The sequence below is a fragment of the Pseudomonas fortuita genome, from assembly GCF_026898135.2.
Taxonomy (GTDB): Bacteria; Pseudomonadota; Gammaproteobacteria; order Pseudomonadales; family Pseudomonadaceae; genus Aquipseudomonas; species Aquipseudomonas fortuita.
Genome location: NZ_CP114035.2, coordinates 1,065,942 through 1,091,997 on the forward strand (window position 1 = coordinate 1,065,942; position 26,056 = coordinate 1,091,997).

Annotated in this window: 21 protein-coding genes; 5 read left to right on the plus strand and 16 right to left on the minus strand. The window is 62.0% G+C overall.

Annotation, left to right across the window (positions count from 1 at the left end; genetic code table 11):
- Nucleotides 1–26: 26 nt before the first annotated feature.
- Together gcvP and gcvH are read right to left on the minus strand one after the other, a co-directional pair.
- Complete coding sequence (gene gcvP / locus OZ911_RS04865) at nt 27–2,882, minus strand: aminomethyl-transferring glycine dehydrogenase (protein WP_016485071.1); 2,856 nt, start codon at nt 2,880–2,882, stop codon at nt 27–29.
- 11 nt (nt 2,883–2,893) lie between these two features.
- A complete protein-coding gene (gcvH, locus tag OZ911_RS04870) occupies nt 2,894–3,277 on the minus strand; it encodes a glycine cleavage system protein GcvH (RefSeq protein WP_016485072.1) in 384 nt (127 codons plus the stop codon).
- 701 nt (nt 3,278–3,978) lie between these two features.
- Here gcvH and OZ911_RS04875 point away from each other — a divergent pair.
- The gene (locus OZ911_RS04875; RefSeq protein WP_218188906.1) at nt 3,979–5,370 is read left to right on the plus strand and encodes an NAD(P)/FAD-dependent oxidoreductase; all 1,392 of its coding nucleotides are present in this window, start codon (nt 3,979–3,981) and stop codon (nt 5,368–5,370) included.
- Between the two features lie 78 nt (nt 5,371–5,448).
- Nucleotides 5,449–5,940, plus strand: coding sequence for a RidA family protein (locus OZ911_RS04880; RefSeq protein WP_023046960.1), 492 nt, complete (start codon nt 5,449–5,451; stop codon nt 5,938–5,940).
- A gap of 58 nt (nt 5,941–5,998) precedes the next feature.
- Here OZ911_RS04880 and gltS read toward each other — a convergent pair whose 3' ends face one another.
- The 8 genes from gltS to OZ911_RS04920 all read right to left on the minus strand — a co-directional run bounded on the left by gltS (nt 5,999) and on the right by OZ911_RS04920 (nt 14,548).
- Nucleotides 5,999–7,204, minus strand: coding sequence for a sodium/glutamate symporter (gene gltS / locus OZ911_RS04885; RefSeq protein WP_016485075.1), 1,206 nt, complete (start codon nt 7,202–7,204; stop codon nt 5,999–6,001).
- A 127-nt stretch (nt 7,205–7,331) separates the two neighbouring features.
- A complete protein-coding gene (gene gcsR / locus OZ911_RS04890; RefSeq protein WP_023046961.1) occupies nt 7,332–8,840 on the minus strand; it encodes a transcriptional regulator GcsR in 1,509 nt (502 codons plus the stop codon).
- Between the two features lie 85 nt (nt 8,841–8,925).
- Nucleotides 8,926–9,294, minus strand: coding sequence for a DUF5064 family protein (locus OZ911_RS04895; protein ID WP_016485077.1), 369 nt, complete (start codon nt 9,292–9,294; stop codon nt 8,926–8,928).
- Nucleotides 9,295–9,350: 56 nt separating this feature from the next.
- On the minus strand, nt 9,351–10,280 hold the full coding sequence (gene arcC / locus OZ911_RS04900) for a carbamate kinase (RefSeq protein ID WP_016485078.1): 930 nt from the start codon (nt 10,278–10,280) through the stop codon (nt 9,351–9,353).
- 103 nt (nt 10,281–10,383) lie between these two features.
- Nucleotides 10,384–11,394: an ornithine carbamoyltransferase gene (locus tag OZ911_RS04905; protein ID WP_016485079.1), complete on the minus strand. Its 1,011-nt coding sequence runs from the start codon at nt 11,392–11,394 to the stop codon at nt 10,384–10,386.
- A 69-nt stretch (nt 11,395–11,463) separates the two neighbouring features.
- A complete protein-coding gene (gene arcA, locus OZ911_RS04910) occupies nt 11,464–12,726 on the minus strand; it encodes an arginine deiminase (RefSeq protein WP_016485080.1) in 1,263 nt (420 codons plus the stop codon).
- A 33-nt stretch (nt 12,727–12,759) separates the two neighbouring features.
- Nucleotides 12,760–14,187: an arginine-ornithine antiporter gene (gene arcD / locus OZ911_RS04915; protein ID WP_016485081.1), complete on the minus strand. Its 1,428-nt coding sequence runs from the start codon at nt 14,185–14,187 to the stop codon at nt 12,760–12,762.
- A 70-nt stretch (nt 14,188–14,257) separates the two neighbouring features.
- On the minus strand, nt 14,258–14,548 hold the full coding sequence (locus OZ911_RS04920; RefSeq protein WP_134792734.1) for a hypothetical protein: 291 nt from the start codon (nt 14,546–14,548) through the stop codon (nt 14,258–14,260).
- Nucleotides 14,549–14,619: 71 nt separating this feature from the next.
- On the opposite strand from OZ911_RS04920, the gene arcD (OZ911_RS04925) reads away from it, so the two are divergent.
- Entirely contained in the window at nt 14,620–16,047 is a 1,428-nt protein-coding gene (arcD, locus tag OZ911_RS04925; RefSeq protein WP_023046962.1) for an arginine-ornithine antiporter, read from the plus strand.
- Here the strand turns inward: arcD (OZ911_RS04925) and OZ911_RS04930 are convergent.
- The 6 genes from OZ911_RS04930 to gap form a co-directional block, all read right to left on the minus strand.
- Nucleotides 16,027–16,440, minus strand: a complete 414-nt coding sequence (locus tag OZ911_RS04930) for a YbaN family protein (protein ID WP_016485083.1) — start codon at nt 16,438–16,440, stop codon at nt 16,027–16,029. The genes arcD (OZ911_RS04925) and OZ911_RS04930 overlap by 21 nt on opposite strands.
- 54 nt (nt 16,441–16,494) lie before the next feature.
- Nucleotides 16,495–17,088, minus strand: coding sequence for a biliverdin-producing heme oxygenase (locus OZ911_RS04935; RefSeq protein WP_016485084.1), 594 nt, complete (start codon nt 17,086–17,088; stop codon nt 16,495–16,497).
- Between the two features lie 203 nt (nt 17,089–17,291).
- Complete coding sequence (locus tag OZ911_RS04940) at nt 17,292–19,880, minus strand: TonB-dependent receptor (RefSeq protein WP_024717626.1); 2,589 nt, start codon at nt 19,878–19,880, stop codon at nt 17,292–17,294.
- 126 nt (nt 19,881–20,006) lie between these two features.
- On the minus strand, nt 20,007–20,969 hold the full coding sequence (locus OZ911_RS04945; protein WP_016485086.1) for a FecR family protein: 963 nt from the start codon (nt 20,967–20,969) through the stop codon (nt 20,007–20,009).
- An 88-nt stretch (nt 20,970–21,057) separates the two neighbouring features.
- A complete protein-coding gene (locus OZ911_RS04950) occupies nt 21,058–21,570 on the minus strand; it encodes an RNA polymerase sigma factor (RefSeq protein ID WP_003255059.1) in 513 nt (170 codons plus the stop codon).
- Nucleotides 21,571–21,951: 381 nt separating this feature from the next.
- The gene (gene gap, locus OZ911_RS04955; RefSeq protein WP_016485087.1) at nt 21,952–22,953 is read right to left on the minus strand and encodes a type I glyceraldehyde-3-phosphate dehydrogenase; all 1,002 of its coding nucleotides are present in this window, start codon (nt 22,951–22,953) and stop codon (nt 21,952–21,954) included.
- A 264-nt stretch (nt 22,954–23,217) separates the two neighbouring features.
- On the opposite strand from gap, the gene edd reads away from it, so the two are divergent.
- Both edd and OZ911_RS04965 read left to right on the plus strand, forming a co-directional pair.
- Nucleotides 23,218–25,044, plus strand: a complete 1,827-nt coding sequence (gene edd, locus OZ911_RS04960; RefSeq protein ID WP_016485088.1) for a phosphogluconate dehydratase — start codon at nt 23,218–23,220, stop codon at nt 25,042–25,044.
- A complete protein-coding gene (locus OZ911_RS04965) occupies nt 25,041–26,003 on the plus strand; it encodes a glucokinase (protein WP_016485089.1) in 963 nt (320 codons plus the stop codon). Before edd ends, OZ911_RS04965 begins: the two co-directional genes overlap by 4 nt.
- Nucleotides 26,004–26,056 lie beyond the last annotated feature (53 nt).

Genomic DNA, 26,056 nt, shown 5'->3' on the forward strand with positions numbered 1-26,056 from the left:
AAGTCAGGTAGCGGGCCTGAGCGCAATCAGGCGTCCTGATAGCTCTCGATCGACGGGCAGGCGCACACCAGGTTGCGGTCGCCGAACACGTTGTCGACCCGGCCAACCGGCGGCCAGTACTTGCTTTCCACCAGGCTTGGCAGCGGGTAAACCGCTTGTTCGCGGCTGTAGCCGTGGGCCCATTCGCCAACCAGTTCGGCCGCAGTGTGCGGAGCGTTCTTCAGCGGGTTGTCGTCCTTGTCCACGGTACCGCTCTCGACCGCACGGATTTCTTCGCGGATCTGGATCATCGCGTCGCAGAAGCGGTCCAGTTCTTCCTTGGACTCGCTTTCGGTCGGTTCGATCATCAGCGTGCCGGCCACCGGGAAAGACATGGTCGGGGCGTGGAAGCCGAAGTCGATCAGGCGCTTGGCCACGTCGTCGACGCTGATGCCGCTGGTGTCCTTCAGCGGGCGCAGGTCGAGGATGCATTCGTGGGCCACCAGGCCATTGCCACCGGTATACAGAACAGGATAGTGCTCTTCCAGGCGGCGGGCGATGTAGTTGGCGTTCAGAATGGCCATCTGCGAAGCACGCTTGAGGCCGGCACCGCCCATCATGCGGATGTACATCCAGGTGATCGGCAGGATGCTGGCGCTGCCGAACGGTGCGGCGCACACCGCACCTTGGGTGTTTTCCAGCTGCGCGTGGCCAGGCAGGAACGGCGCCAGGTGCGACTTGACGCCAATCGGGCCAACGCCTGGGCCGCCACCACCGTGCGGGATGCAGAAGGTCTTGTGCAGGTTCAGGTGGGACACATCGCCGCCGAACTTGCCCGGGGCGCACAGGCCGACCATGGCGTTCATGTTGGCGCCGTCGATGTACACCTGGCCACCGTTATCGTGAATGATCGCGCAGATTTCGCCGATCGCTTCTTCGAACACACCGTGGGTCGACGGGTAGGTGATCATGATCGCGGCCAGGCGCTCGCGGTGCTCGATGGCCTTGGCGCGCAGGTCCTCGACATCGACGTTGCCGCGGGCGTCACAGGCGGTAACGACGACGCGCATGCCAGCCATGTGTGCGGTGGCCGGGTTGGTGCCGTGGGCCGACGACGGGATCAGGCAGATGTCGCGGTGCGCTTCGCCACGGCTGCGGTGGTAGGCGCGGATAGCCAGCAGGCCTGCATATTCGCCCTGGGAGCCGGCGTTGGGCTGCAGCGACACGGCGTCATAGCCGGTGGCGGCGCAGAGCATGGCTTCCAGCTCGGTGGTCATCTGCAGGTAGCCCTGGCTCTGTGCGGCCGGGGCGAACGGGTGCAGGTTGCCGAACTCGGCCCAGGTGACCGGGATCATTTCGCTGGCGGCGTTCAGCTTCATGGTGCATGAGCCCAGCGGGATCATGCTGCGGTCCAGTGCCAGGTCCTTGTCGGCCAGGCGGCGCAGGTAGCGCATCAGCTCGGTTTCGCTGTGATAGCGGTTGAATACCGGGTGTTCGAGAATGGCCGACTGGCGCAGCAGGGCAGCCGGCAGCAGGGAGCCGGTGCTGGCTGCCAGTGCGCTGAAGTCAGGCTGTGCCTGCTCGCCACCCAACAGCTGCCACAGCGACTCGACGTCAGCCTGGGTGCTGGTTTCGTCCAGCGACAGGCCGACATGTGCGGCGTCTACCTGGCGCAGGTTGATGCCCTGGGCGCGTGCCTTGTCATGCAGGCTGGCAGTGGTACTGCCGGTGGCCAGGGTCAGGGTGTCGAAGGCGCTGCCGCCCACCACCGATACGCCCAGCGCCTTCAGGCCGGCGGCCAGAATCGCAGTCAGCGCATGGGTACGCTCGGCAATGCGCTTGAGGCCGGCCGGGCCGTGGTAAACGGCGAACATGCTGGCGATGTTGGCCAGCAGCACCTGGGCGGTGCAGATGTTGCTGGTGGCCTTTTCGCGACGGATGTGCTGCTCGCGGGTCTGCATGGCCAGGCGCAGGGCAGTTTTGCCGAAGCGGTCGATCGATACGCCGACCAGGCGGCCCGGCATGTCGCGCTTGAACGCGTCACGGGTGGCGAAGTAGGCCGCGTGCGGGCCACCGAAGCCCAGTGGTACGCCAAAACGCTGGGCGCTGCCGATGGCCACGTCGGCGTCGAACTCGCCCGGTGGGGTCAGCAGGGTCAGGGCCAGCAGGTCGGCCGCGACGGCGACCAGGGCATTGGCGGCGTGGAAGCGCTGTACCACTTCACGGTAGTCGAACACTTCACCGTTGCTGGCCGGGTATTGCAGCAGGGCGCCGAAGAAGGCGCTGACATCCCCCAGCTCGCGCTCGTCACCGACCACCACCTCGATACCCAGCGGCTCGGCACGGGTGCGCAGCACGTCGAGGGTTTGCGGGTGGCAGTGCACGGAGGCGAAGAAGGCGTGGCTGGCCTTGTTCTTCGACAGGCGCTTGCAGAACGTCATGGCCTCGGCCGCAGCAGTGGCTTCGTCGAGCAGGGAGGCGTTGGCGATCGGCAGGCCGGTCAGGTCGCTGATCAGGGTCTGGAAGTTCAGCAGCGCTTCCAGGCGGCCTTGGGAGATTTCTGGCTGGTACGGGGTGTAGGCGGTGTACCAGGCAGGGTTTTCCAGCAGGTTGCGCAGGATCGGCGCTGGGGTGTGGGTGTTGTAGTAGCCCTGGCCGATGTAGCTTTTGAACAGCTGGTTCTTGCCGGCGATGGCCTTGAGCGCAGCGAGCGCGTCGGCTTCGCTCTGGCCATCGTGCGAGCCAAGCACGCTGGTGCCCTTGATGCTGTCGGGGATGACTGCGGCGGTCATGGCGTCCAGCGAGTCGAAGCCCAGGGCGGCGAGCATGGCCTGCTCGTCAGCGGCGCGCGGGCCGATGTGACGGGCAATGAATTCGTTGGCGGTACCGAGGTTGATGGTCATTGCGGAACTCCTCAGGCGTCGTCGTTGGCTTTGATAAGGCGGTCGTAGGCGTCCTGGTCGAGCAGGGCGGTAACTTCGCTCCTGTCGGCTGGGTTGAAGCGGAAGAACCAGCCTTCGCCCATCGGGTCTTCGTTGACCAGTTCAGGGCTGCTTTCGAGCTGGCCGTTGACCTCGACCACTTCACCGGCCAGGGGCATATACACGCCGCTGGCGGCCTTGACCGATTCGACGGTGGACGCTTCGCTGCCTTTTTCATACTGCTGCAACTCTGGCAGTTGCACGAACACCACATCGCCAAGGGCGTTCTGCGCGTAGGCGGTGATACCCACGGTGACGCTGCCATCGGCTTCGACGCGCAGCCATTCGTGATCTTCAGTGAAACGCAACTCGCTCATGGGGAATCCTCGGGAAGCAGGGCGTTGGGCGCGGTGGGTCCGCGCTCTTGGGTTGGTATTCCCTTAGCAAAAACGCGGCCAATCACAAAAAATATATATAAAACAACAAGTTACTTGTTTTTTTGCGTTCGCCTTGCGGTTCTTGTGGAACGAGAACGCTACAGATGGCGAAGCATAAAAAAGCGTTTGGGGATCAAACCCTTGCGCAGCCGCTTTCTAACGGGGTTGTACTGATTTCGATACGGTGTATTTAAATCGATACACCCATGGTTTCACGGGCTGTCGCTGGAACCACTGCATATCAATTCTAGGAACACAAGTTTGACCCAAACGGCGGAATTAATAAGTTTCAAATAGCCGGATTTTTAATGAGGTTATTGCTCCAACGAAACTAATCCGGATGCGTGCTGCGAAGTCAAGTTGATCAGGTAAAGATGCGGTGTCGCGATCTCAACTATTTATGTCTCCTGCATATTAGTTTGCAAATGGCTGAACTAATTATTTGCCCGCTGCGATTTAACCGGCACGGGTGCATCACCAGAATCGCCCCCCTTGAATGTTAATGCTCAGCCTGACTGCCTGGCCCGCAAAGTGGGTCAGGAAGGCTGTCGGGCAACCAGGTGTCTCGCCGTCTGGGCGGATGCAACCAACACCGGATACCAGGAAAGGAAAGTGTCATGGGAATGACGAGGCGTAAGTTTTTGATCGGCAGTGGCGTCTTGGCTGTTGCGGGGGGCGCGGGGATTCTGACCCCCCTGCTGACGCGCGAAGGCAGGCTGATCCCCGGCAAACCACGGTTTGGTTTTGTAGGGGGCACTGAGGGAGAGCTGCCCAAGCAGGCGGATGTAGTCGTCGTTGGCGCGGGCATTCTTGGGCACATGACGGCGATCAACCTGGTCGAACGTGGCCTTTCCGTAGTTATCGTTGAAAAAGGTGAAATTGCCGGCGAGCAGTCGTGCAGGTTTTATGGTCAGGTGATGACCTACAAGATGCCGGACGCAACTTTCCAGTTGCACCATCTTGCCAAGCAACGTTGGCGTGAAATGAATGCCAAAGTGGGTGCAGATACCAGCTATCGCACGCAAGGTCGGGTGGAAGTGCCGTTCGATGAAGAGGACCTGGAAGGCGTCAGGCAGTGGATCGATAGCAAAGGCCGTGAAGTGGCAGCGGATATACCGTTCAACACGCGAATCATCCAGGGCAATGAACTTGAACAGCGCCTGCGTGGAGCATCGTCAAACTGGAAGGTCGCGGGTTTCGAAGAAGATTCCGGTAGCCTCGATGCCGAGCGCGCATCGTTTGTCATGGCGGAGTACGCCAAGAAAATGGGCGTGCGTATCTACACCCACTGCGCCGCAAGAGGGCTGGAGACCCAGGCGGGAGCCATCTCTGATGTGGTGACCGAGAAGGGCGCCATCCGGACTTCGCGGGTGATCGTGGCGGGTGGGGCTTGGTCCAGGCTGTTCATGCAGAACCTGGGGGTCGATGTGCCGACCTTGCCCGCTTACCAGTCCCAGCAAATCATCAGTGCGGCCCCCCGTGCACCCGGCGGCAACGTTGCATTGCCGGGGAATATCTACTTCCGTGAGCAGGCCGACGGTACCTACGCCACTTCGCCACGCGTCGTGGTTGCCCCGGTAGTGAAAGAGTCGTTCATGTACGGCTACAAGTACCTGCCTCTGCTGGCCATCCCGGACTTCCCGGTGCACATCTCGCTCAACAAGCAGCTCATTGATTCGTTCATTCAGCCAACCCACTGGAGGCTGGACGAAGTTTCGCCTTTCGAGAAAAACCGGCTGATGACGGCGGCCCCGGACCTTCCGGAGCTGAATGCATCTCTGGAAAAACTCAAGGTCGAGTTCCCTGCCTTCAGTGATGCGAAGCTGATCGATCAGTGGAGCGGTGCGATGGCCATTGCTCCGGATGAGAACCCCATCATTTCGCAGGTCAACGAGTACCCGGGGCTGGTCCTCAACACCGCAACCGGCTGGGGAATGACGGAGAGCCCGGTGTCGTCCGAGCTGTCGGCCGATTTGCTGCTTGGCAAGGCGCCCGTGCTGGACCCGAAACCCTTCAGCCTGTATCGATTCTAAGCGCACCTGGCGCAATGGAATGACCCGTGTGCGCATCATCCATGCGTGCACATGCTTGGTACTTTTCAGGAGAACACCATGAAAGTCGCTTTGAACACCGTGGCTGCACTGGCATTGGCCGGTATCGGCAGCGCCCATGCACAAGATATCGTGCGCCATGGCGCAGGCAGTTTCCCGATCTCGTCAGCTGTAGAAGTCCCCGCGGGCAAGACGGTCATCTACCTGAGTGGTTCGGTCCCGTCGGTTATCCATCCCGATGCACCCAAGGAGTCACTGGAAGCCTACGGTGACACCAAGGCACAAACCATCAATGTGCTTGAAAACATTCAGCAGCAACTGAAAGAACTGGGTCTTGGCCTCACGGATGTGGTGAAGATGCAAGTGTTCCTGGTGGGTGGGCCAGAGAACGGCGGCAAAATGGATTTTGACGGTTTCATGGCCGGCTATACCCAGTTCTTCGGGCCTGCCGCCAAACAGCCGGTTCTGCCCGCGCGTTCCGCGTTCCAGATTGCGGGCCTGGCACACCCGGCCTGGCGCGTTGAGATCGAAGTTACAGCGGTTCGTCCCTGAGCGGATGTGCTTCGTCCTGGGCCAACGCCCAGGACGGCCAGCAACAGGGTTGGCTGAGTTACCCCGCGATAAACAAGGGCAATGCCAAGTACAGCTTGATCACGATGACATTGATGATGTCGATGAAGAACGCGCCCACCATCGGCACTACCAGGAAGGCGATGTGCGAGGCGCCATAGCGCTGGGTCACTGCTTGCATGTTGGCAATGGCCGTCGGCGTTGCACCCAGGCCGAAGCCACAGTGCCCGGCCGCCAGCACTGCCGCATCATAGTTGCGGCCCATCACCCGGAATGTCACGAAGATCGCAAACAGTGCCATGACCAGCGTTTGCGCGGCCAGCAACGCAAAGAACGGTAAGGCCAGTGCCGCCAGGTCCCACAACTTGAGCGACATCAAGGCAATGGCCAGGAACAGGGACAGACTGACATTGCCCAGCACCGAAACTTCTCGTTCGAACACACGATAAAAGCCGAATGCCGAAAGCCCGTTGCGCAGCAGTACGCCCACGAAGAGTACACAAACGAATGTCGGCAGTTCGAATGCCGTGCCTCTCAATACTCCATTCAGTAATGTACCGGCCAGCAAACTGACGGCAATCAGTGCCAGCGTTTCGATAAATGAAAAAGAGGTGATCAGACGCTCTTTATTCGGCTGTTCAAAGCCTTTTGGCAGGTGTGGAACTTCTTCTTCCACCCCCTGCGTCTTTACCCGCTTGATCAGCAACCTGGCAACCGGGCCACCAATCAAGCCGCCCAGTACCAGGCCGAAGGTGGCAGAGGCCATCGCCAGTTCGGAAGCCGAAGCCACCCCAAACTTTTCAGTGAACGTGGCGCCCCAGGCGGCGCCCGTGCCGTGGCCCCCGGACAGGGTGATCGAACCAGCCAGCAGGCCCAGCAATGGGTCGAGCCCCAATGCCGTTGCCAGGCCTATGCCCATGGCGTTCTGCACCAGCAGCAAGCCAGTCACCACCAGCAGGAACACAGCGACCACACGGCCGCCCTTCTTCAGGCTGGCGAAGTCTGCACTCAGGCCGATGGTGGCGAAGAACGCCAGCATCAACGGTGTCTGCAATGAGGTATCAAACTGGACCTGTACATCGAAACTGCGCAATGCCAAGAGCGCCAAGGCCACTACCAATCCGCCTGCAACAGGTTCCGGGATATTGTAAGCGCGCAGGAAACCAATGCGTGCGACCAGCCCGCGCCCCAGTAGCAATACCAGGGAGGCGGCTACAAGTGTCCCGTAAAAATCGAGTTCAAACATCAGGGTACTCTTCGTTCAAGGTGACATGCGAAATAACGATGTCATCATTCTACGGCGAGCACGCCAGTCAATTGCGGCCAAGCGGCTAGGAAAAGTCTGAATGAGCTGTCGGCTTTGACGACGCGTATCAAAGTTTTCCGGGTATTCCATATTTACGCAGCCGCTGGGCAATAGCGGTATGCGAAGTTTGCAAGCGCCCGGCCAGCTGACGCGTCGACGGGTAACTGGCATACAGGCGCTGTAACAGTTCGCGCTCGAAATCACCCACGGCCTGTTCCAGGCTGGCCACTTCACCGTCCTGTCCTCTTGCCACCGAGGTGCCGGCGATGTCCAGGTCGCCGATATCCACCAGGTTGCCCTCGCAGATGGCCGCAGCGCGGAAGATTACGTTTTGCAGTTGACGCACATTGCCCGGCCACGGGTTGGCCAGCAGTGCCGAATGGGTGGCCGGGGTCAGCCGGCAGGCTGGGCGCTGGATCTGCGTGCAGGCCTGCTGCATGAAGAAGTGCGCCAGCATCAGGATGTCCTGGCCCCTGTCACGCAGTGGCGGTACCTGCAGGTTGAGCACGTTGAGGCGGTAGAACAGGTCTTCGCGGAAGCTGCCTTCGGCGACCATGCGCTCCAGGTCGCGGTGGGTGGCACTGATGATGCGCACATCCACCTTCACTTCGCGGTCGCCGCCCACCCGGCGGAAGCTGCCATCGCTGAGAAAACGCAGCAGCTTGGCCTGCAGGTAGGGTGACATTTCGCCAATTTCATCGAGGAACACCGTGCCCTGGTTGGCCAGTTCCATCAGCCCGGGCTTGCCACCGCGTTGCGCGCCGGTGAAGGCACCGGGTGCATAACCAAACAGCTCGCTCTCGGCCAGGCTCTCGGGCAGTGCGGCGCAGTTCAGGGCGAGGAACGGGGCGGCGTGGCGGCTGCTGATGGCGTGGCAGGCGCGGGCGACCAGCTCTTTGCCAGTGCCGGTTTCGCCGTGCACCAGCAGCGGTGCATCGAGCGCCGCCACGCGCAGGGCGCGGGCCTTGAGCGTGCGGATGGCGGGCGACTCGCCGAGCAGGGCATCGAAGCCTTCGGCATGGTCGTGGTGCAGGGCCGACAGGCGCTCGCCCATGCGCGTGGGCGGGTAGAGCGTGAGCAGGCCACCTGCGTTGGTGATCGGCATGGCGTCCAGCAGCAGGCTTTGGCCGTTGAGCTGCATTTCGCGCATGGGCAGGTGGAAGTTGTTGTCCAGCAGCGCCTGCAGCAGCGCGGGGTCGCCAAACAGTTCGCCCACCGAACGCCCGGCGGATTCGCGGCCGCACAGGGCGATCAGCGCCGGGTTGGCCAGCAGCACCAGGCCTGCGCTGTCCACGGCCAGTACCGGGTCGCTCATCGCCGCCAGCAGGGCGTCGAGCTGCAGGTGGCGGCGCTGGCCGGGGAGGATGTCGACCACGTCCACCGATTGCACGCCCTGCACCTCGAACAGTGCGTCATGCAGTTCTTCGAGCACGGCAGGGCTGAGGGTGGGAGCATCGATGTAAACGTTCGGCGGGACCATCTCCACCGCGTCCAGGTTGAGGTTGCGGGCACCGAGCAGGGCGAGGACTTCCTGGGTGATGCCGACGCGGTCGATGAAGCTGACATGGATGCGCATTGGGGAGGGGCAAGGTGGTGGCCGGGGAGGGCGGTAGTATGCCTTAACATCGCCGGGGCTGCGCAGCAGCCCCAAGTACGCGAAATCACTCCAGATGTTCAGGCTTGATGGGGTCGCCCGATTTCACGTCAAGCTTTTCGCGAATGTCCGCGAACATATCGTCATAGAGCTTGTGCGGCGAACTCAGTGTCTCGAATTTTTTCGGCGGCGCGAGGTATGACTGAGCCTTGCGGGTCAGCAGCATGAGGAAGCTGGGCAATACCTGGTCCTTGGCGAGGAAGAACTTTTCTTCCACCGGCTTGCCTTCGATGCTGCCATGCATGCGGAACTGAATGCCTCTGCCTTCCTTGGGGTCCGACGCTGCCTCGTAGTCGATGTTCAGGTCATAGCTGTGGTCGGCACTGTTCAGCGCAGAGCGCTCGATATGTACATGACCAGGTTCATAATGGGCCATGGCTAGCTCCTTTGGAAGGTCGAAAACGGCGGGCGCCAGGCACCCGCCAACTGCATTCAACGGTAGCTGATCCCAGGCTTCTCGGTGGAGACCCGTGTGCCAGCAGTACCTTTGACAATGTCTTCAATGTTTTCCAGCGAACTGATCACTGCCACCTTGCCGGTGTTGCGGGCAAAGTCACTGGCAGCTTGCACTTTTGGCCCCATGGAGCCTGCGGCGAAGCCAAGGCGCTCGAGTTCGTCCGGATGGGCCTGGGCAATGGCTTTTTGCGTGGGCTTGCCCCAGTCAATGTAGGCCGCGTCGACGTCGGTGGCGATAATCAGAAGGTCGGCTTCCAATTGCTCGGCCAGCAGTGCAGAGCACAGGTCTTTGTCGATCACCGCTTCAATGCCCTTGAGCTTGCGGTTTTCATCGTACATGGTGGGGATGCCGCCACCGCCTGCGCAAATCACGATGCTGCTCTTTTCCAGCAGCCACTTGATCGGGCGGATTTCAAAGATGCGCTTGGGTTTCGGGCTGGCCACCACACGGCGGTACTTGTCGCCATCGGCCTTGACCACCCAGCCTTTCTCTTTGGCCAGGCGCTCGGCCTCTTCCTTGCTGTAGACCGGGCCAATGAACTTGGTCGGGTCCTTGAAGGCGGGGTCGTTGGCGTCCACTTCCACCTGGGTCAGCAGGGTGGCGAATGGCACCTCGAAATCCAGCAGGTTGCCCAGTTCCTGTTCGATCATGTAGCCGATCATGCCTTCGGTTTCGGCACCCAGCACGTCCAGCGGGTAGGCCTCGTCAGGCTTGTAGGACAGGGCCTGAAGCGACAGCAGGCCGACTTGCGGGCCGTTGCCGTGGGCAATGACCAGTTCGTTGCCAGGGTGGATCTTGGCGATCTGTTCGGTGGCGGTGCGGATATTGGCGCGCTGGTTGTCAGCGGTCATGGGCTCGCCGCGACGCAGCAGGGCGTTGCCGCCCAATGCAACAACGATACGCATGGGGAATGTCCTTTACGCAGATGGGGTGAGCACCTCGATCCTTTGTGGGAGCTGGCTTGCCGGCGATCACCGGCGAAGCCTGCCCCCAGGCGCGGGGCGATTGTCAGAGGTCAGCCAGGGTCGAAACCAGAATCGCCTTGATGGTGTGCATGCGGTTTTCCGCCTGCTCGAAGGCGATGCAGGCCGGCGACTCGAACACGTCGTCAGTCACTTCGATGCCGTTGGCCAAGTCCGGGTACTGTTCGGCAATCTGCTTGCCGACCTTGGTGTCGGAGTTATGGAACGCCGGCAGGCAGTGCATGAACTTGGTCCGCGGGTTGCCGGTGGACTTCATCAACTCGGCGTTCACCTGGTAAGGCTTGAGCTGCTTGATGCGCTCACCCCAGGCTTCGATCGGCTCGCCCATCGAAACCCACACGTCGGTATGAACAAAGTCCACACCCTTGACCGCCGCTTTCGGGTCTTCGGTGAGGGTGATGCGGGCGCCGCTTTCCTCAGCGTACTTCTTGCAGCGCTCGACCAGGTCGTCATGCGGCCACAGTGCCTTGGGCGCGGCGATGCGCACATCCATGCCGAGCTTGGCGCCAATCAGCAGCAGCGAGTTGCCCATGTTGTTGCGGGCGTCGCCCAGATAGGCGTAGCTGATGTCGTGCAGCGGCTTGTCGCTGTGCTCGCGCATGGTCAGCACGTCGGCAATCATCTGGGTCGGGTGGTATTCGTCAGTCAGGCCGTTGAATACCGGCACACCAGCGAACTTGGCCAGCTCTTCGACGATTTCCTGCTTGAAACCCCGGTACTCGATCGCGTCATACATGCGCCCAAGCACGCGAGCGGTGTCTTTCATGCTCTCCTTGTGACCGATCTGCGAAGAGTTGGGGTCGATATAGGTGACGTTGGCACCTTGGTCGTAGGCAGCGACTTCGAAGGCGCAGCGGGTACGGGTGGAGGTTTTTTCGAAGATCAGCGCAATGTTGTTGCCCTTCAGGTGCTGCTGCTCGGTACCGGTGTACTTTGCACGCTTGAGGTCGCGGGACAGGTCCAGCAGGTAGCGCAGCTCGCGGGTGGTGTGGTGTTCCAGGCTGAGCAGGTTGCGGTTGTGAATGTTGAACGCCATGATTGCTTCTCCTTGAGTCCGGTAGTGTCCCGGCCGGCGCTTTGTGGGCGCGGCCGGGTGCAATGGTCGTTAGTAATCGATCGGGTCACGCACAATCGGGCAGGTCATGCAGTGGCCGCCGCCCCGGCCCCGGCCCAGTTCGCCGGCGCTGATGGTGATGACCTCGATACCGGCCTTGCGCAGCAGGGTGTTGGTGTAGGTGTTGCGGTCGTAGCCGATGACCACGCCCGGCTCGAGGGCCACCACGTTGTTGCCGTCATCCCATTGTTCGCGCTCGGCGGCAAAGCTGTTGCCGCCAGTCTCGACCACCCGCAGCTTGTCTTTCTTGCCCAGCAACTGCTCGGATACCACCTCGAGGAACGAGGCATCCTGCGGCGCGATGTTCATGCCATAGGGCTTGCTGGAATCTGGGGTGATGATGAATGGCTTGATCTCTTTCACCACCTCCGGGAATACCGTTACCAGGTCGCGGTCGCAGAAGCTGAACACGGTGTCCAGGTGCATCGCCGCGCGGGACTTCGGCAGGCCAGCGACGATGATTTTCTCGGCCGCGCCCTTCTCGAACAGGTTCTGAGCCAGTTGGCCGATGGCATGGCGCGAAGTGCGCTCACCCATGCCGATCAGCACGATGCCCTTGCCGACCGGCATCACGTCGCCGCCCTCGAGGGTGGCGTTACCGTGATCCTTGTCCGGGTCGCCGTACCACACCTGGAAGTCGGCGCCGGTGAATTCCTTGTGGAACTTGTAGATGGCGGTGGTCAGCAGGGTTTCCTGACGTCGCGCAGGCCAGTACATCGGGTTGAGCGTCACGCCACCATAGATCCAGCAGGTGGTGTCACGGGTGAACTGAGTGTTGGGCAGCGGCGGCAGAATGAAGCTGGAGTGGCCCAGGTACTTGTTGTACATCTTGATCACTTCGGCGCCTTCGCTGACTGGAAGGTCCTGGCCCGCCACGCCGCCAATCAGGAACTCCGCCAGGTGGCGTGGCTCCAGCCCTTCGAGCCAGCTGCGCACCTCGTTGGTCAGGCCGACACCCACGGTGTCAGAGGTAATCTTGCGGTCAAGGATCCACTTGAGGGCTTCGGGTTGCTGCACGATGTCGGTCAGCAGGTTGTGCATTTCCAGCACATCCACGCCGCGCTCGCGCATTTTGGTGACGAAGTCGAAATGGTCACGCTTGGCCTGGTCGACCCAGATCACATCGTCGAACAGCAGCTCGTCACAGTTGCTCGGCGTCAGGCGCTTGTGCGCCAGGCCCGGCGAGCAAACCATCACTTTGCGCAGTTTGCCGGCTTCGGAGTGGACACCGTACTTCTGTTTTTCAGCGGACATGGTTTCATTCCTCCAATTGAACGAAGACGTGGGTCAAAGGGTCAGGAAGCCGTCGTACAGGCCATAAGCTGCCACCAGGGCGCCGATGACCACGGCTGCGAAGATCAGTTTTTCCACGTTGGTGAAGATGGGTTGGCCAACTTCACGCTTGGCTTTGGCGAACAAGATCGCCCCAGGTGCGTAGAGCAGGGCCGAGAGCAGCAGGTATTTCACGCCGCCGGCGTACAGCAGCCAGATGGCGTACAGCAGGGCGATGCCGCCGATGATCAGGTCTTTCTTGCGTTCGGCCAGGGCCTGCTCGTAGGTTTCGCTGCGCAGTGCCAGCAGGAACGCATAGGCTGCCGACCACAGGTAGGGCACCAGGATCATCGAGGTGGCGAGGTAGATCAGCGACAGGTAGGTGCTGTTGGAGAACAGCGTGATTACCAGGAAGATCTGCACCATGGCATTGGTCAGCCACAGGGCGTTGGCCGGGACCTGGTTGGCGTTTTCGCGGCGCAGGAACTCCGGCATGGTGTGGTCCTTGGCGGCGGCGAACATGATCTCGGCACACAGCAGTACCCACGACAGCAGCGCCCCCAACAGCGAGATGATCAGGCCGACGCTGATCAGCACCGCGCCCCAGTGGCCGACCACATGCTCCAGTACGGCAGCCATCGACGGGTTCTGCAGCTTGGCCAGTTCCGGTTGGGTCATGATGCCCAGCGACAGCACGTTCACCAGCACCAGGAACAGCAGCACGGTGACAAAGCCGATCACTGTGGCCTTGCCCACGTCAGAGCGTTTTTCCGCCCGGGACGAGAAGATGCTCGCGCCCTCGATGCCGATGAACACCCAAACGGTGACCAGCATCATGTTGCGCACCTGGTTCATCACGCTGCCAAGCTCCGGTGTGCCTACGGCCCAGATGTCAGCGGTGAAGATGTCGAGCCTGAAGGCGAACAGGCAGATCAGGGCGAACAGCACCAGCGGTACGACTTTGGCCACGGTGGTGACCAGGTTGATGAACGCCGCCTCCTTGATGCCGCGCAGCACCAGGAAGTGCACCGCCCACAACAGGATCGATGCGCCAATGATGGCGGCCGGCGTGTTGCCTTCACCGAAGATCGGGAAGAAGTAGCCCAAGGTGCTGAACAACAGCACAAAGTAGCCGACGTTACCCAGCCAGGCACTGATCCAGTACCCCCAGGCCGAAGAGAAGCCCATGTAGTCACCGAAACCGGCCTTGGCGTAGGCATACACCCCGCCATCCAGGTCAGGCTTGCGGTTGGCCAGGGTCTGGAACACAAACGCCAGGGTCAGCATGCCGACCGCGGTGATGCCCCAGCCAATCAGTACGGCACCAACCCCTGCGCTGGCGGCCATGTTCTGCGGCAGCGAAAAGATCCCGCCGCCAATCATGGAGCCGACGACAAGTGCAACTAACGCGCCGAGCTTCAGTTTTCCAGATGAATCAGACATTTAACAACTCCTGCCAGGAGAAAGTTGACGTCAGCATAAATCTGACGCCGTTGCCGTTTGCTGACTTGTGTCAGTTTAAGGCGCCGTGAAGTAGGAAATTTCCTTCACGGGTGCTCCTGGAGAGTGCCGACAGCTTAAGCTGCAAGCCTTGCGCGCTGGCACCTCCATGTCTTTCTAGAGCAATCGCTCTGCTCAGCCTGCGATGCTTGAAACTAGCCGGTTTTGTGGGTTTCGCAAATTTTTCACAAGCATTTTGAGTTTTATCAGGAACTTTCCCAGCGGCCTTGCAACTGCTGGTTTTTAATGCCACGTACATAGACAATGCAGTTATGAGTGCTATAGCTTGATTGGCCTGTTCCATTATAAGTAACCACTCATATATGGCCGGCGAGGCTGTTTCAATGGTATGACAGCGCGAAAAATGGGGGATGCATGAGCGAACCGGGACAGAAGCTGCGCCTGGGCGCGCTGATCGCGCTGGTGGTCGGCTCGATGATCGGTGGCGGGATCTTCTCGCTGCCGCAGAATATGGCAGCGCGTGCCGATGTCGGGGCGGTGCTGATCGGCTGGTGCATCACCGCCGTTGGCATGCTGGCCCTGGCGTTTGTGTTCCAGACCCTGGCCAACCGCAAGCCGGAACTGGACTCCGGGGTGTATGCCTATGCCAAGGCGGGTTTCGGCGACTACATGGGCTTCTCTTCGGCCTGGGGCTACTGGATCAGCGCCTGGCTGGGCAATGTCGGCTATTTCGTACTGCTGTTCAGCACCCTGGGCTTCTACTTTCCGGTATTCGGTGAAGGCAATACGCCGATCGCCATCGGCTGTGCCTCGCTGCTGCTGTGGTCGGTGCATTTTCTGGTGCTGCGCGGCATCAAGGAGGCCGCGTTCATCAACCAGGTGACCACCGTGGCCAAGGTGGTGCCGCTGCTGATGTTCGTGGTGATTGCGGCGTTCGCCTTTCGTGCCGATATCTTCACCCGTGACATCTGGGGCATGAGCAACCCGCAGTTCGGCGGCGTGCTGGAGCAGGTGCGCAACATGATGCTGGTGACGGTATTCGTGTTCATCGGCATCGAAGGCGCCAGTGTGTACTCCGGCCGCGCCGCGCGCCGCTCGGATGTGGGCAAGGCCACCGTCATCGGGTTTCTCGGTGTGCTGGCGCTGCTGGTGCTGGTCAACGTGCTGTCGCTGGGGGTGATGACCCAGCCGGAACTGGCCGGGTTGCAGAACCCGTCGCTGGCCTCGGTGCTGGAGCACATCGTCGGCCCTTGGGGTGCCTTGCTGATCAGCCTCGGGCTGGCGGTTTCGCTGCTGGGTGCGTTGCTGTCGTGGGCGCTGCTGTGTGCCGAGATCCTGTTCGCCACGGCACGGGACAAGACCATGCCGCGCTTTCTGGCCAAGGAAAACGCCAACCATGTGCCCGCTAACGCCCTGTGGCTGACCAACTGCATGATCCAGGGCTTCCTGCTGATTACGCTGTTCTCTGCCGGTACCTACACCAGCCTGATCTACCTGGCCTCGTCGATGATCCTGGTACCCTACCTGTGGTCGGCGGCGTATGCCTTGCTGCTGGCGGTACGGGCAGAAACCTATACCGGGCAGCCGGGGTTGCGGCGCAAGGACTTGCTGGTAGCGCTGGTTGCCTTGCTGTATGCCGTGTGGCTGTTGTATGCCGGCGGGCTCAAGTACCTGCTGCTGTCGGCGCTGCTGTATGCCCCCGGCGTGATCCTGTTTGCCAGGGCCAAGCATGAGCAGGGCCAGGCCTTGTTCACCACTTGGGAAAAGCTGATTTTCGCCGCAGTGCTGGCGGGCGCAGGGCTTGCGGCCTATGCCCTGTATTCAGGGTTGCTGAGCTTGTGACGGGGCGGGGCAGGCGTGCTCCGGGCGTGACCAGATCCACAGGTTGCCCAGGGTCATGCCGCCGATTGCCAGAAACACCGGCCAGTGGTGTTGCAGAAACGTCAGCATCAGCCCCGCACACAGCAGCATGCTGATGGTGGCGCTGACCTTGGCACGGCGCTGGATCACCTTGCCATTGCGCCAGTTGTAAAGGATTGGCCCGAACAGCCGGTGGTTCTCCAGCCAGGCAGAAAGGCGCGGCGAACTGCGGGTCGCCGCCCAGGCGGCCAGCAGGATGAATTCGGTGGTCGGCAAGCCGGGAATGACGATCGCGACCAAGCCCACCCCCAGGCTCACGTAGGCCAGGATTCCGTACAACAGGCGGGCGATCTTCGAGCGGGCAGGTCGGGTCATGGTCTCACTGCAAAAAGCGGTTTGGCCACCGGTAGGGTGGCCGGATTCGGCGTATCAGACCAGCGCGGTATCCGCAGCATAGGCATGTTTGAGCAGCTCGGTGAACCGCTCGAAGGCGGCCACTGCACCGCGCTCGGCAGCGGCTTCCTCCTCAGCCGACAGCTCAAGGCTATCGAGGATGCGAGTGAACTGTTTCCAGCCCTCGGCACGGCCACCGGCCGGCTCACCCAGGTGGCGGGCACCAAAGCTGTCAGACAGTTCCAGGGCCACGGCACGCTTGATCAGAAACGCAGCGCCCAGTTTGGAGCCTTCAGAGACGAAGATCCAGCCCATTGCCTCGCCCAGGCTCGGGTTGACCAGGGCGCCCGGCACGGCGGCTGGCACTTCGGTGTCCAGGTCTGCGAGGTCCAGGCGTGCCTGCTCGGCACGGCAGCGCTCGGCCAGATCGGGAACGATGGCGATCAGCTGCGGATCGTTGTACAGGGCTTGCAGCTCGGACTGGAACAGGTACTGGGCAACGACGAAGCGGGCGAAGCTTTCGCGGCTGTCGAAAGGCGCGTGGGATTTGACCAGGGCATCCAGCTCTGCGTGCGGGGCGTGGGTGATCTGGTTCAGGCGCTGGGAGCGCAGGGCTGGGCGTTCGGTCATGGGGGCAGTCCTTGGAAAGAGGGGCGTTTAGATACAAGACGAAACAGCGGCGGCGGGACAGTAAAAAAACTGGGTTGTAGTGTTGTCTGTACCGGCCTCTTCGCGGGCGCGCCCGCTCCCACAGGTTCAACGCAGGCCGTGGACCTATGATGTTTCTGTGGGAGCGGGCGCGCCCGCGAAGGGGCCGGTACAGGCGTAAGGGATCAGATATCCCAAACCACATTGATACCGAAGTTGCGCCCCGGCATGGTCAGGCGGTCGATGTTGGCTGGCTGGGTCACAGCCGCTTCACCCTGGCCGTCGTAGCTGCGCACCGAATCCCACTGCCAGTACTTCTTGTCGGTGAGGTTGTACAGGCCGGCGTTGATGGTCACGTCGTCGGTGACCTTGTAGTAGCCGGTCAGGTCCAGCACACCGTAGCCCGGGGTGCGGAACTTCGAGCTCGCACCATCTGGCGAGTAGAAGCTGGAGTCGTCGACGCGGGTCTTGCGCTTGACCAGTGTCCAGCTCAGCAGGCCACCGTAGTTCTGCTGCTCGTAACCGAGGCCAAACACGCCCTTCAGTGGGTTGACGGTGTTCAGCGGCTCACCGGTGTCGTCGTTACGGCCATAGGTGTAGGCAATCGAACCCTGGGTATACAGGCCTTGCGGCGCGCCGAAGCGGTCGAGGTTCAGGCGGCCCTTGACCTCGGCACCCTTGATGGTGGCGTGCTTGATGTTGTTGGCCTGGAAGGTTTGTTCCAGGTTGGCGCTTTGCACCGCATCTTCGTCGATGAAGTCGCGGTACTTGTTGTAGAACACCGCCACGTCGAAGTTACCCGCGTCGAAGTTGCCACGCAGGCCGGTTTCGTAGCTCTTGCTCTTTTCCGGTTCCAGGCCTGGGTTGCCTTCTACGCGATAACCTTCCTCAAGGTTCACGAATTTCCCGTACATGGACTTGGCGGTCGGGGTGCGGAAGCCTTCGGCATACTGACCATACCAGGTGTAGTTGTCGTTGAAGGCGTAGGTCAGGCCGAACTTGGGCGAGACGCGGTGCCACTTCTTGTCCGAGTCGTCCTGGGAGGTGGGCGCTGTGCCGGTGGACTCCAGGCCACGCAAGAATTCGTCGGTGAACTTGGGTTCCATGCGCGTGTAGTCGTAGCGCGCGCCGGGCATGAAGGTCCAGTTATTCCAGCGGATCTCGTCCTGCACGAACAGGCTGTAGGTGTTCACGGTCGGGTCCGGGAAGTCACTGACCAGAACCTGGCCGTCTGCCGGGCGTTCGGCGCCGGCGGCGGAGCAACCGGAGCCCACGGCCAGGCAGGTGCCCGTGCCGCTGCGCGAGCCAGTGATTTTCTCGTGCTTGATGGTGGTGCCATAGGTCAGCAGGTGGTCGGTGGCGCCGATGCTGAAGGCCTTGTCCAGCTGGGCATCGAATACCCACTGGCGGTCTTTGTAGGTTGTGTCACGCGTGCGCAGTACCTGGCGGCCAGGCGGTGCGTAGACTTCTTCGGTGTGCTGGTCGGTCTTGGCGATCTGGTAGTTGAGGCTCCACTTGACGTGGTCAGCGACCAGCGAATCCAGGCCGAACTCATGGTTGATGCCATAGCGCTCGCGGGTAATGGTGTCGTTGCCACTGCGCGCCTTGTAATAGCCCATGCCACCAAAGCCCGGAATGAACGGCCCGCCCACCGCGCTGAGGATGTTCTGGTCGCGGTCATCCTTGTAGCGCTCGTAGGTGAAGCCCAGGCGGGCGTCGTCGTCGTAGTTCCAGCCAAGCTTGGCCAGCACGTTGGTGGTGCGCACGTCCATCGGGTTGGCTTCGGTGCGCGACAGGCCGGCACCGCTGTGGCCGCCATGGGTTTCGGTCTCGTGGCCGTTGCGCTGGCTCAGGTGCAGCAGGCCATCGAAATCACCCTCGCGGCCGGCGACGGTGGCGGAGGTGAGCCAGCTTTCGTCGGCCGAGCTGTAGCCGGTCTTCAACCGTGCACCCACGTCCTTCCCGGGCTTGATGATGTCGTCGGGGTCGAGGGTGAAGTAGCTCACAGCGCCGCCGATGGCGTTGCTGCCGTACAGCACCGAGGCCGGACCGCGGAGGATTTCCACACGCTTGACGATTTCCGGGTCAACGTAGTTGCGTTGGGTCTGTGCATAGGGGCCGTAAAAGAAGCTGTCCGGGATCGACACACCGTCGACCTGGGTGAGGATCCGCTCGCCGTCGATACCACGGATGTTGTAGCCGTTCAGGCCGCTGCGCTGGCCGGTACCGGCCACCGACACACCCGGCTCGTAGCGCACCAGGTCCTGGATGCTGTTGACGTTCTGCCGGTCCAGTTGCTCGCGGGTCTGTACGCTGACAGTGCTCGGCACCTGGCTGACGTCCTGGGCGCTACGTGTGGCGCTGACGGTCACCTGTTGCAGGGCGATCACGTTGCCGCCGGTCTGACGTTCGAGGATCACGTTGCCGTTGCTGATCTTGCGAAAACCCAGCCCGGTACCCTGCAGCAGGCGCTTGAGGGCGGCATCTGCTGGCAGCGAGCCTTGCACGCCCGGCGAAGCCACGCCGTCAGCCAGCTCGGCGCTGAAACCGACCTGCCAGCCGGTGACCTGACTGAAGGCATTGATTGCCGATACCAGCGGTTGCTGGCCGATGCTGAAGCGGTAATCACCCATACGCGGGCTACTGGCGCGGGCCGGTTCGGCGGCCAGCACCGGCAGGCTGCAGGCACCGCTGGCGAGCAGGGCCAGGGTCAACAGGGACAGTTGCCCGGTTCGGCGGGGAAGGGTGTACGAGCGGGTAGGACCAGTGGACATCGAAAGCGCTCCCTGATGCGCGGACTGTTATAGGTGATTGCTGTTCTCGTTTTCAAACAAGAATCAGTTGCATTGGCTATAACGAGACGGGCGGGGCAGGGCGATCGCGTAAAAATAATTTCGGGGTCAGTTCAGAATCACCAGCGCAGGGTACTCATGCAGCTGTGCCGAGGTGATGTGGGCCAGTGCGCGCAGGGTTTCCAACGGCTGGTCAAGGCGGTAGTTGCCGGTGACTGCAACGTCTTCCAGCTGCGCATTGCGGTTGATGATCCAGCCTGGGTAGTAGCGACGCACTTCAGCCAGTACCTGGCTGAGCGGGCAGTTCTCGAACACCAGGCGGCCGTCGACCCAGGCCAGGTCCTTTTGCAAGTCGGCGCGTTGGCGCTGGCCGAAGCCTTGGGGGCCGACGCTGATGCTATCCCCGGCACTCAGGCGAATGCGTTGGTCGCGTGCCCCTTGCAGGTCGACATCGCCGCGTTGTACCCGTACCTGGGCCTCGCCGTCGAGGTAGCGCACGGCAAAGTCGGTATCGCGCACCTGTGCGCGCAACGGCCCGGCCTCTACCTCAAGTGGCAGCTGTGCGCCGTCGGGTATCTGGAAGTAGGCCTCACCCTGCAGCAGGCGGGCGATCTGGCGGCCGTCACGGTGGTCGCTGGCAAATGCCGAGTTGGTGTTGAGCAGCACTTTTGCGCCGTCTTCCAGTTGCAGGCGCTGGCGCTCGCCCACCACGGTCAGGTGGTCGGCCTGCAAGCGTGTGGGCAGGTTGCCGACGGTGAACAGCCCGACCAGCAGCACTGCTGCGGTGGCCAGGGGTTTCCAGTGGCTGCGCAGGCGCCCGCGCCATGAGCGGCGTTGCTGCTGGTGCATCTGCGTGGCTGCCTGGTGCAACGGCATACCGTTCCACAGCGCCTCTGCTTCGACATAGGCCTCGGCGTTTTCCGGCGCAGCGCTCAGCCAGGCTTCAAAAGCCAGGGTGTCCTCGGTATTGGCGCATTGCAGGCGCACCAGCCAGTCCAGCGCCTCGTCCATGGCACGCGCACGGGCACTAGGCCCGGCAGGTGACGGGCGAGGGGCAGGGCTGTCGGTCACGGTAAATCCTTGAATGGTTTTTTGCGAATGATCAAGGCTAAGACGGGGTGTGGCAAGGGCTTTGCGTCGCCGTTCGCCGGCGGTCAGCTTACTTGAGGCGTTCGGCAACACCCATGCAGATCGCCATGATCAGTTTCAGTTCCTTTTGCACCGTACTGGGCGAAACACTGAGTTGTTCGGCAATTTCCAGGTAGGTGGCGCCGTGCAGGCGGCTGAGGATGAAAATGCGCTGCTGGCGTTCACTCAGCTGGTTGAGGCTGACGCTCAGGTGCTTGAGCAGTTGCTCGGCATGGGCGGCATCCTCGCTGCTGGTGGCGGGGGCGGCCACGCTGTGCAGCACTTCGTCGGGCACGTCGTCGACCAGCATGCGCGCCTGTACCCGGCGTGCGCGCAAGTGGTCCAGTGCCAGGTTGCGCGCGGTCTGGAACACGAACGGCTCGATGTGCTCGATGGGCCGTTCGCCCAGGGCGCGCGACACCCGCAGGTAGGTTTCCTGCAGCAGGTCTTCGGCCGTGCTGGGGTTGCCGACCATGCGCTGCAAGGTGCGCAACAGGGTAAGGCGCTGGACGAGGAAGACGGAGTTGAACCGGGACTGACTCACAGGGGGACCTGGCCGACGAAAGGTTAATGATAATGCTTATCATCCGTGCCGTTGGTCAAGTGTGGATGTGTTAGGAAATGGTAAAGATTGTGAGTGACGTGTGTATGGCGATGGATACCCTGTGCTTTTGAGATCGAGCGCCGCCCGCGCGGCGCTTCGCGGGACAAGCCCGCTCCCACATTTGTTTCGGGCCAGTCATGCCTGTGCAATTAGCGCGCGTACCCCTTGGTGCACGACGCGACATCGAAGGGGACAAACAAGGGGCCGCGCGCCATGGATCAGGATTGATTGGCCCGAAACAAACGTAGGAGCGAGCGCAGCTCGCGATGCGCCGCGCGGGCGGCGCTCGATCTCATAAGCGATGAAGATGCTGTGTCCGGCTCAACGGGCCTGGCACAACGCCAGGCAGTTATCCAGCATGCGGTTGCTGAACGCCCACTCGTTGTCATACCACGCCAGCACCTTGAGCATGCGCCCGTTGGCCCGGGTATGGTTGGCATCGAAAATCGACGACAGCGGGTTGTGGTTGAAATCGCAGGAAACCAATGGCAACGCGTTGTACCCCAATACCTTGGAATGCCTGCTGGCTTCAAGGAACAGCTGGTTGACCTGCTCGGCCGTGGCCTCGCGCTTGAGGTTGACGGTGAGGTCCACCAGCGACACGTTGATCACCGGTACCCGCACTGCCATGCCGGTCAGCTTGCCCGCCAGCTCCGGCAGCACAAGGCCCACGGCTTCGGCGGCGCCGGTCTTGCTGGGGATCATCGACTGCGTGGCCGACCGCGCCCGGTACGGGTCGCTGTGGTACATGTCGGTCAGCACCTGGTCGTTGGTATAGGCGTGAATGGTGGTCATCAGGCCTTGCTCGATGCCGAACTCGCGGTGCAGCACCTGGGCGATCGGCGCCAGGCAGTTGGTGGTGCAGGAGGCGTTGGAAATGACCTGATGCGAGGCCCGCAGGATGTCATGGTTGACCCCGTAGACCACGGTGGCATCGGCGCCTTTGGCCGGCGCCGAGACAATCACCTTGCCCGCCCCGGCGGTCAGGTGGGCAGCGGCTTTGGCGCGGTCGGTGAACAGCCCTGTGCACTCGAACACCACGTCGATCGCTTCGGCCTTCCAGGGCAGGTCGGCCGGGTTGCGGATGGCACTGACGGCGATACGGTCACCATTGACCGTGAGGCTTTCGTGGTCGGCCTCGACTGTGGCCTCGAACGTGCCATGCACGCTGTCGTATTTGAGCAGGTGGGCATTCATGGCGCTGTCGCCCAGGTCGTTGATGGCGACGACCTGCAGGTCCTGGCGGTAGCCTTGGGTATACAGTGCGCGCAGGACGTTGCGCCCGATGCGGCCGAATCCATTGATCGCGATGCGTAGGGTCATGGCAGTACCTCTGGCAGTCCGAGTGAAACCTGTGGCAAAAAGGAGCTTCACTGAAACGGTTTTGTTGTTGGAATTACAAGATTATTCACTGGCTGATAGAAAACAAGCCTTTTTAGTGGCAGTATTTTGTTTAAACATACAACGAGTGGTTGGGCGTTGTGCCTCCACCGATGCAGCAGGCTCCTTGCCTTGAGCCTAGGCCGCAATCGTTTGGAGGGGAAATGCCCGGTAAACCGCCCTTACAATTAGCCTGGAGTCCAGTACATGCATCCGCGCATCCTTGAGGTCACCCAACGGCTGATCGACCGCAGCCGTGCCACCCGCGAACGCTATCTGCAACTGATTCGCGGCGCGGCCAGTGAAGGCCCCATGCGTGCCAGCCTGCAGTGTGCCAACTTCGCCCATGGCGTGGCCGGTTGCGGCAGCGAGGACAAGCAGACTCTGCGCCTGATGAACGCGGCCAACGTGGCCATCGTCTCGGCTTATAACGACATGCTGTCTGCCCACCAGCCGTATCTGCACTTCCCGGAGCAGATCAAGCAGGCCCTGCGCGAGGTCGGTTCGGTCGGCCAGTTCGCCGGCGGCGTGCCGGCCATGTGCGACGGCGTGACCCAGGGTGAGCCGGGCATGGAGCTGGCCATCGCCAGCCGTGAAGTGATTGCCATGTCCACGGCGGTCGCGTTGTCGCACAACATGTTCGATGCCGCGCTGATGCTGGGCATCTGCGACAAGATTGTCCCAGGCCTGATGATGGGGGCGCTGCGTTTCGGCCACCTGCCGACCATCTTCGTGCCGGGCGGGCCGATGGTTTCCGGCATTTCCAACAAGCAGAAGGCCGACGTGCGCCAGCGCTATGCGGAAGGCAAGGCCAGCCGTGAAGAGCTGCTGGAGTCGGAGATGAACTCCTATCACAGCCCGGGTACCTGCACCTTCTACGGCACCGCCAACACCAACCAGTTGGTGATGGAGGTGATGGGCCTGCACCTGCCGGGCGCCTCGTTCGTCAACCCGTACACCCCGCTGCGCGACGCACTTACAGCGCACGCCGCGCAGCAGGTGACGCGCATGACCAAGGCCAGCGGCAGTTTCATGCCGCTGGGCGAAATCGTCGACGAAAAGGCACTGGTCAACTCCATCGTTGCCCTGCACGCCACGGGCGGCTCGACCAACCACACCCTGCACATCCCGGCGATTGCCCAGGCAGCAGGTATCCAGCTGACCTGGCAGGACATGGCCGACCTCTCCGAAGTGGTGCCGACCCTGTCCCACGTCTACCCCAATGGCAAGGCCGACATCAATCACTTCCAGGCCGCCGGGGGCATGGCCTTCCTGATCCGCGAACTGCTGGATGCCGGGCTGCTGCACGAAGACGTCAACACCGTGGCCGGCCCCGGCCTGCGCCGCTACACCCAGGAGCCGTTCCTCGACAATGGCAAGCTGGTGTGGCGCGAGGGGCCGCAACAAAGCCTGGACGAAAGCATCCTGCGCCCGGTGGCACGGCCGTTCTCGGCTGAAGGCGGCCTGCGGGTGATGGAAGGCAACCTGGGCCGTGGCGTGATGAAGGTTTCCGCCGTCGCCCCCGAACATCAGGTGGTCGAGGCCCCCGCGCTGGTGTTCCATGACCAGCAGTCGCTCGCCGACGCGTTCAAGGCCGGTGAGCTGGAGCGTGACTTTGTTGCCGTGGTGCGCTTCCAGGGCCCACGTTGCAACGGCATGCCCGAACTGCACAAGCTCACGCCCTTCCTCGGTGTTTTGCAGGACCGAGGCTACAAGGTGGCGCTGGTTACCGACGGGCGCATGTCCGGCGCCTCGGGCAAGATCCCGGCGGCCATCCACGTTTGCCCCGAGGCTTATGATGGCGGCCCGCTGGCGCGCGTGCGCGATGGTGATATCGTGCGGGTCGATGGTGTCGAAGGCACACTGCGGGTAATGGTATCGGCCGAAGAACTGGCCAGCCGCGACCTGCCGCCGGTGCCCCAGGGCAATGACCTGGGTTGCGGGCGTGAGCTGTTCGGCTTCATGCGCATGGCGTTCAGCCCGGCAGAGCAGGGCGCGAGTGCCTTTACCTCGGCCCTGGAGAACCTTAAATGAAAGACCTGCTGGTTGGCGACATTGGCGGCACCAATGCCCGTTTTGCGTTGTGGCGTGACAACCAGCTGCATGAGGTAAACGTTTTTGCCACTGCGGACTACACCAGCCCGGAGCAGGCCATCGAGGCTTACCTCGAAGGCCAGGGCATAGCCCGCGGCGGCTTGGCGGCTGTATGCCTGGCGGTAGCCGGGCCGGTCGATGGCGATGAATTTCGCTTTACCAACAACCATTGGCGTTTGAGCCGTACGGCTTTTTGCAAGACCTTGCAGGTCGAGCGGCTGTTGCTGATCAACGATTTTACCGCCATGGCGCTGGGCATGACCCGCCTGCGCGATGGGGAATTTCGCGAGGTGTGCCCTGGTCAGGCTGACCCTTCGCGGCCTGCGTTGGTGATCGGGCCAGGGACTGGCCTGGGCGTGGGCTCGTTGCTGCGCCTTGGCGAACAGCACTGGCAGGCCTTGCCGGGGGAGGGCGGGCATGTCGACCTGCCGGTGGGCAATGCGCGCGAAGCGGCCATCCATCAGCAGATCCACGGCCAGATCGGCCATGTCAGTGCCGAGACCGTGCTCAGCGGTGGTGGCCTGGTGCGGCTGTACCAGGCGATCTGTGCGCTGGATGGCGACACACCCCGACACAAGACCCCGGCACAGATTACCGAAGCCGCGCTGGGCGGTGAGCCAAGGGCGCTGGCGGTGGTCGAGCAGTTCTGCCGCTTCCTTGGGCGCGTGGCGGGTAACAACGTGCTCACGCTGGGCGCGCGAGGCGGGGTCTATATTGTCGGCGGCGTCATTCCCCGCTTTGCCGAACTGTTCCTGCGTAGCGGGTTTGCCGCGAGTTTTGCCGACAAGGGCTGCATGAGTGGCTATTTCGCTGGCGTGCCTGTGTGGCTGGTAACCGCAGAGTTTTCCGGCTTGCTGGGCTCCGGTGTGGCCTTGCAGCAGGCCTTGGACCACAGATAAGTGTAAAGGGCCGCTGATAGTTCCGGCACAGCGCGGTCCCTGTAGGAGCGGCC

Excerpts from the sequence above, each read along its gene's own strand:
- gcvP (WP_016485071.1), bottom strand. The coding sequence starts at position 2,882 with ATGACCATCAACCTCGGTACCGCCAACGAATTCATTGCCCGTCACATC.
- gcvH (WP_016485072.1), bottom strand. The coding sequence starts at position 3,277 with ATGAGCGAGTTGCGTTTCACTGAAGATCACGAATGGCTGCGCGTCGAA.
- OZ911_RS04880 (WP_023046960.1), top strand. The coding sequence starts at position 5,449 with ATGAAAGTCGCTTTGAACACCGTGGCTGCACTGGCATTGGCCGGTATC.
- gltS (WP_016485075.1), bottom strand. The coding sequence starts at position 7,204 with ATGTTTGAACTCGATTTTTACGGGACACTTGTAGCCGCCTCCCTGGTA.
- gcsR (WP_023046961.1), bottom strand. The coding sequence starts at position 8,840 with ATGCGCATCCATGTCAGCTTCATCGACCGCGTCGGCATCACCCAGGAA.
- OZ911_RS04895 (WP_016485077.1), bottom strand. The coding sequence starts at position 9,294 with ATGGCCCATTATGAACCTGGTCATGTACATATCGAGCGCTCTGCGCTG.
- arcC (WP_016485078.1), bottom strand. The coding sequence starts at position 10,280 with ATGCGTATCGTTGTTGCATTGGGCGGCAACGCCCTGCTGCGTCGCGGC.
- OZ911_RS04905 (WP_016485079.1), bottom strand. The coding sequence starts at position 11,394 with ATGGCGTTCAACATTCACAACCGCAACCTGCTCAGCCTGGAACACCAC.
- arcA (WP_016485080.1), bottom strand. The coding sequence starts at position 12,726 with ATGTCCGCTGAAAAACAGAAGTACGGTGTCCACTCCGAAGCCGGCAAA.
- arcD (WP_016485081.1), bottom strand. The coding sequence starts at position 14,187 with ATGTCTGATTCATCTGGAAAACTGAAGCTCGGCGCGTTAGTTGCACTT.
- OZ911_RS04920 (WP_134792734.1), bottom strand. The coding sequence starts at position 14,548 with ATGGAACAGGCCAATCAAGCTATAGCACTCATAACTGCATTGTCTATG.
- arcD (WP_023046962.1), top strand. The coding sequence starts at position 14,620 with ATGAGCGAACCGGGACAGAAGCTGCGCCTGGGCGCGCTGATCGCGCTG.
- OZ911_RS04930 (WP_016485083.1), bottom strand. The coding sequence starts at position 16,440 with ATGACCCGACCTGCCCGCTCGAAGATCGCCCGCCTGTTGTACGGAATC.
- OZ911_RS04935 (WP_016485084.1), bottom strand. The coding sequence starts at position 17,088 with ATGACCGAACGCCCAGCCCTGCGCTCCCAGCGCCTGAACCAGATCACC.
- OZ911_RS04940 (WP_024717626.1), bottom strand. The coding sequence starts at position 19,880 with ATGTCCACTGGTCCTACCCGCTCGTACACCCTTCCCCGCCGAACCGGG.
- gap (WP_016485087.1), bottom strand. The coding sequence starts at position 22,953 with ATGACCCTACGCATCGCGATCAATGGATTCGGCCGCATCGGGCGCAAC.
- edd (WP_016485088.1), top strand. The coding sequence starts at position 23,218 with ATGCATCCGCGCATCCTTGAGGTCACCCAACGGCTGATCGACCGCAGC.
- OZ911_RS04965 (WP_016485089.1), top strand. The coding sequence starts at position 25,041 with ATGAAAGACCTGCTGGTTGGCGACATTGGCGGCACCAATGCCCGTTTT.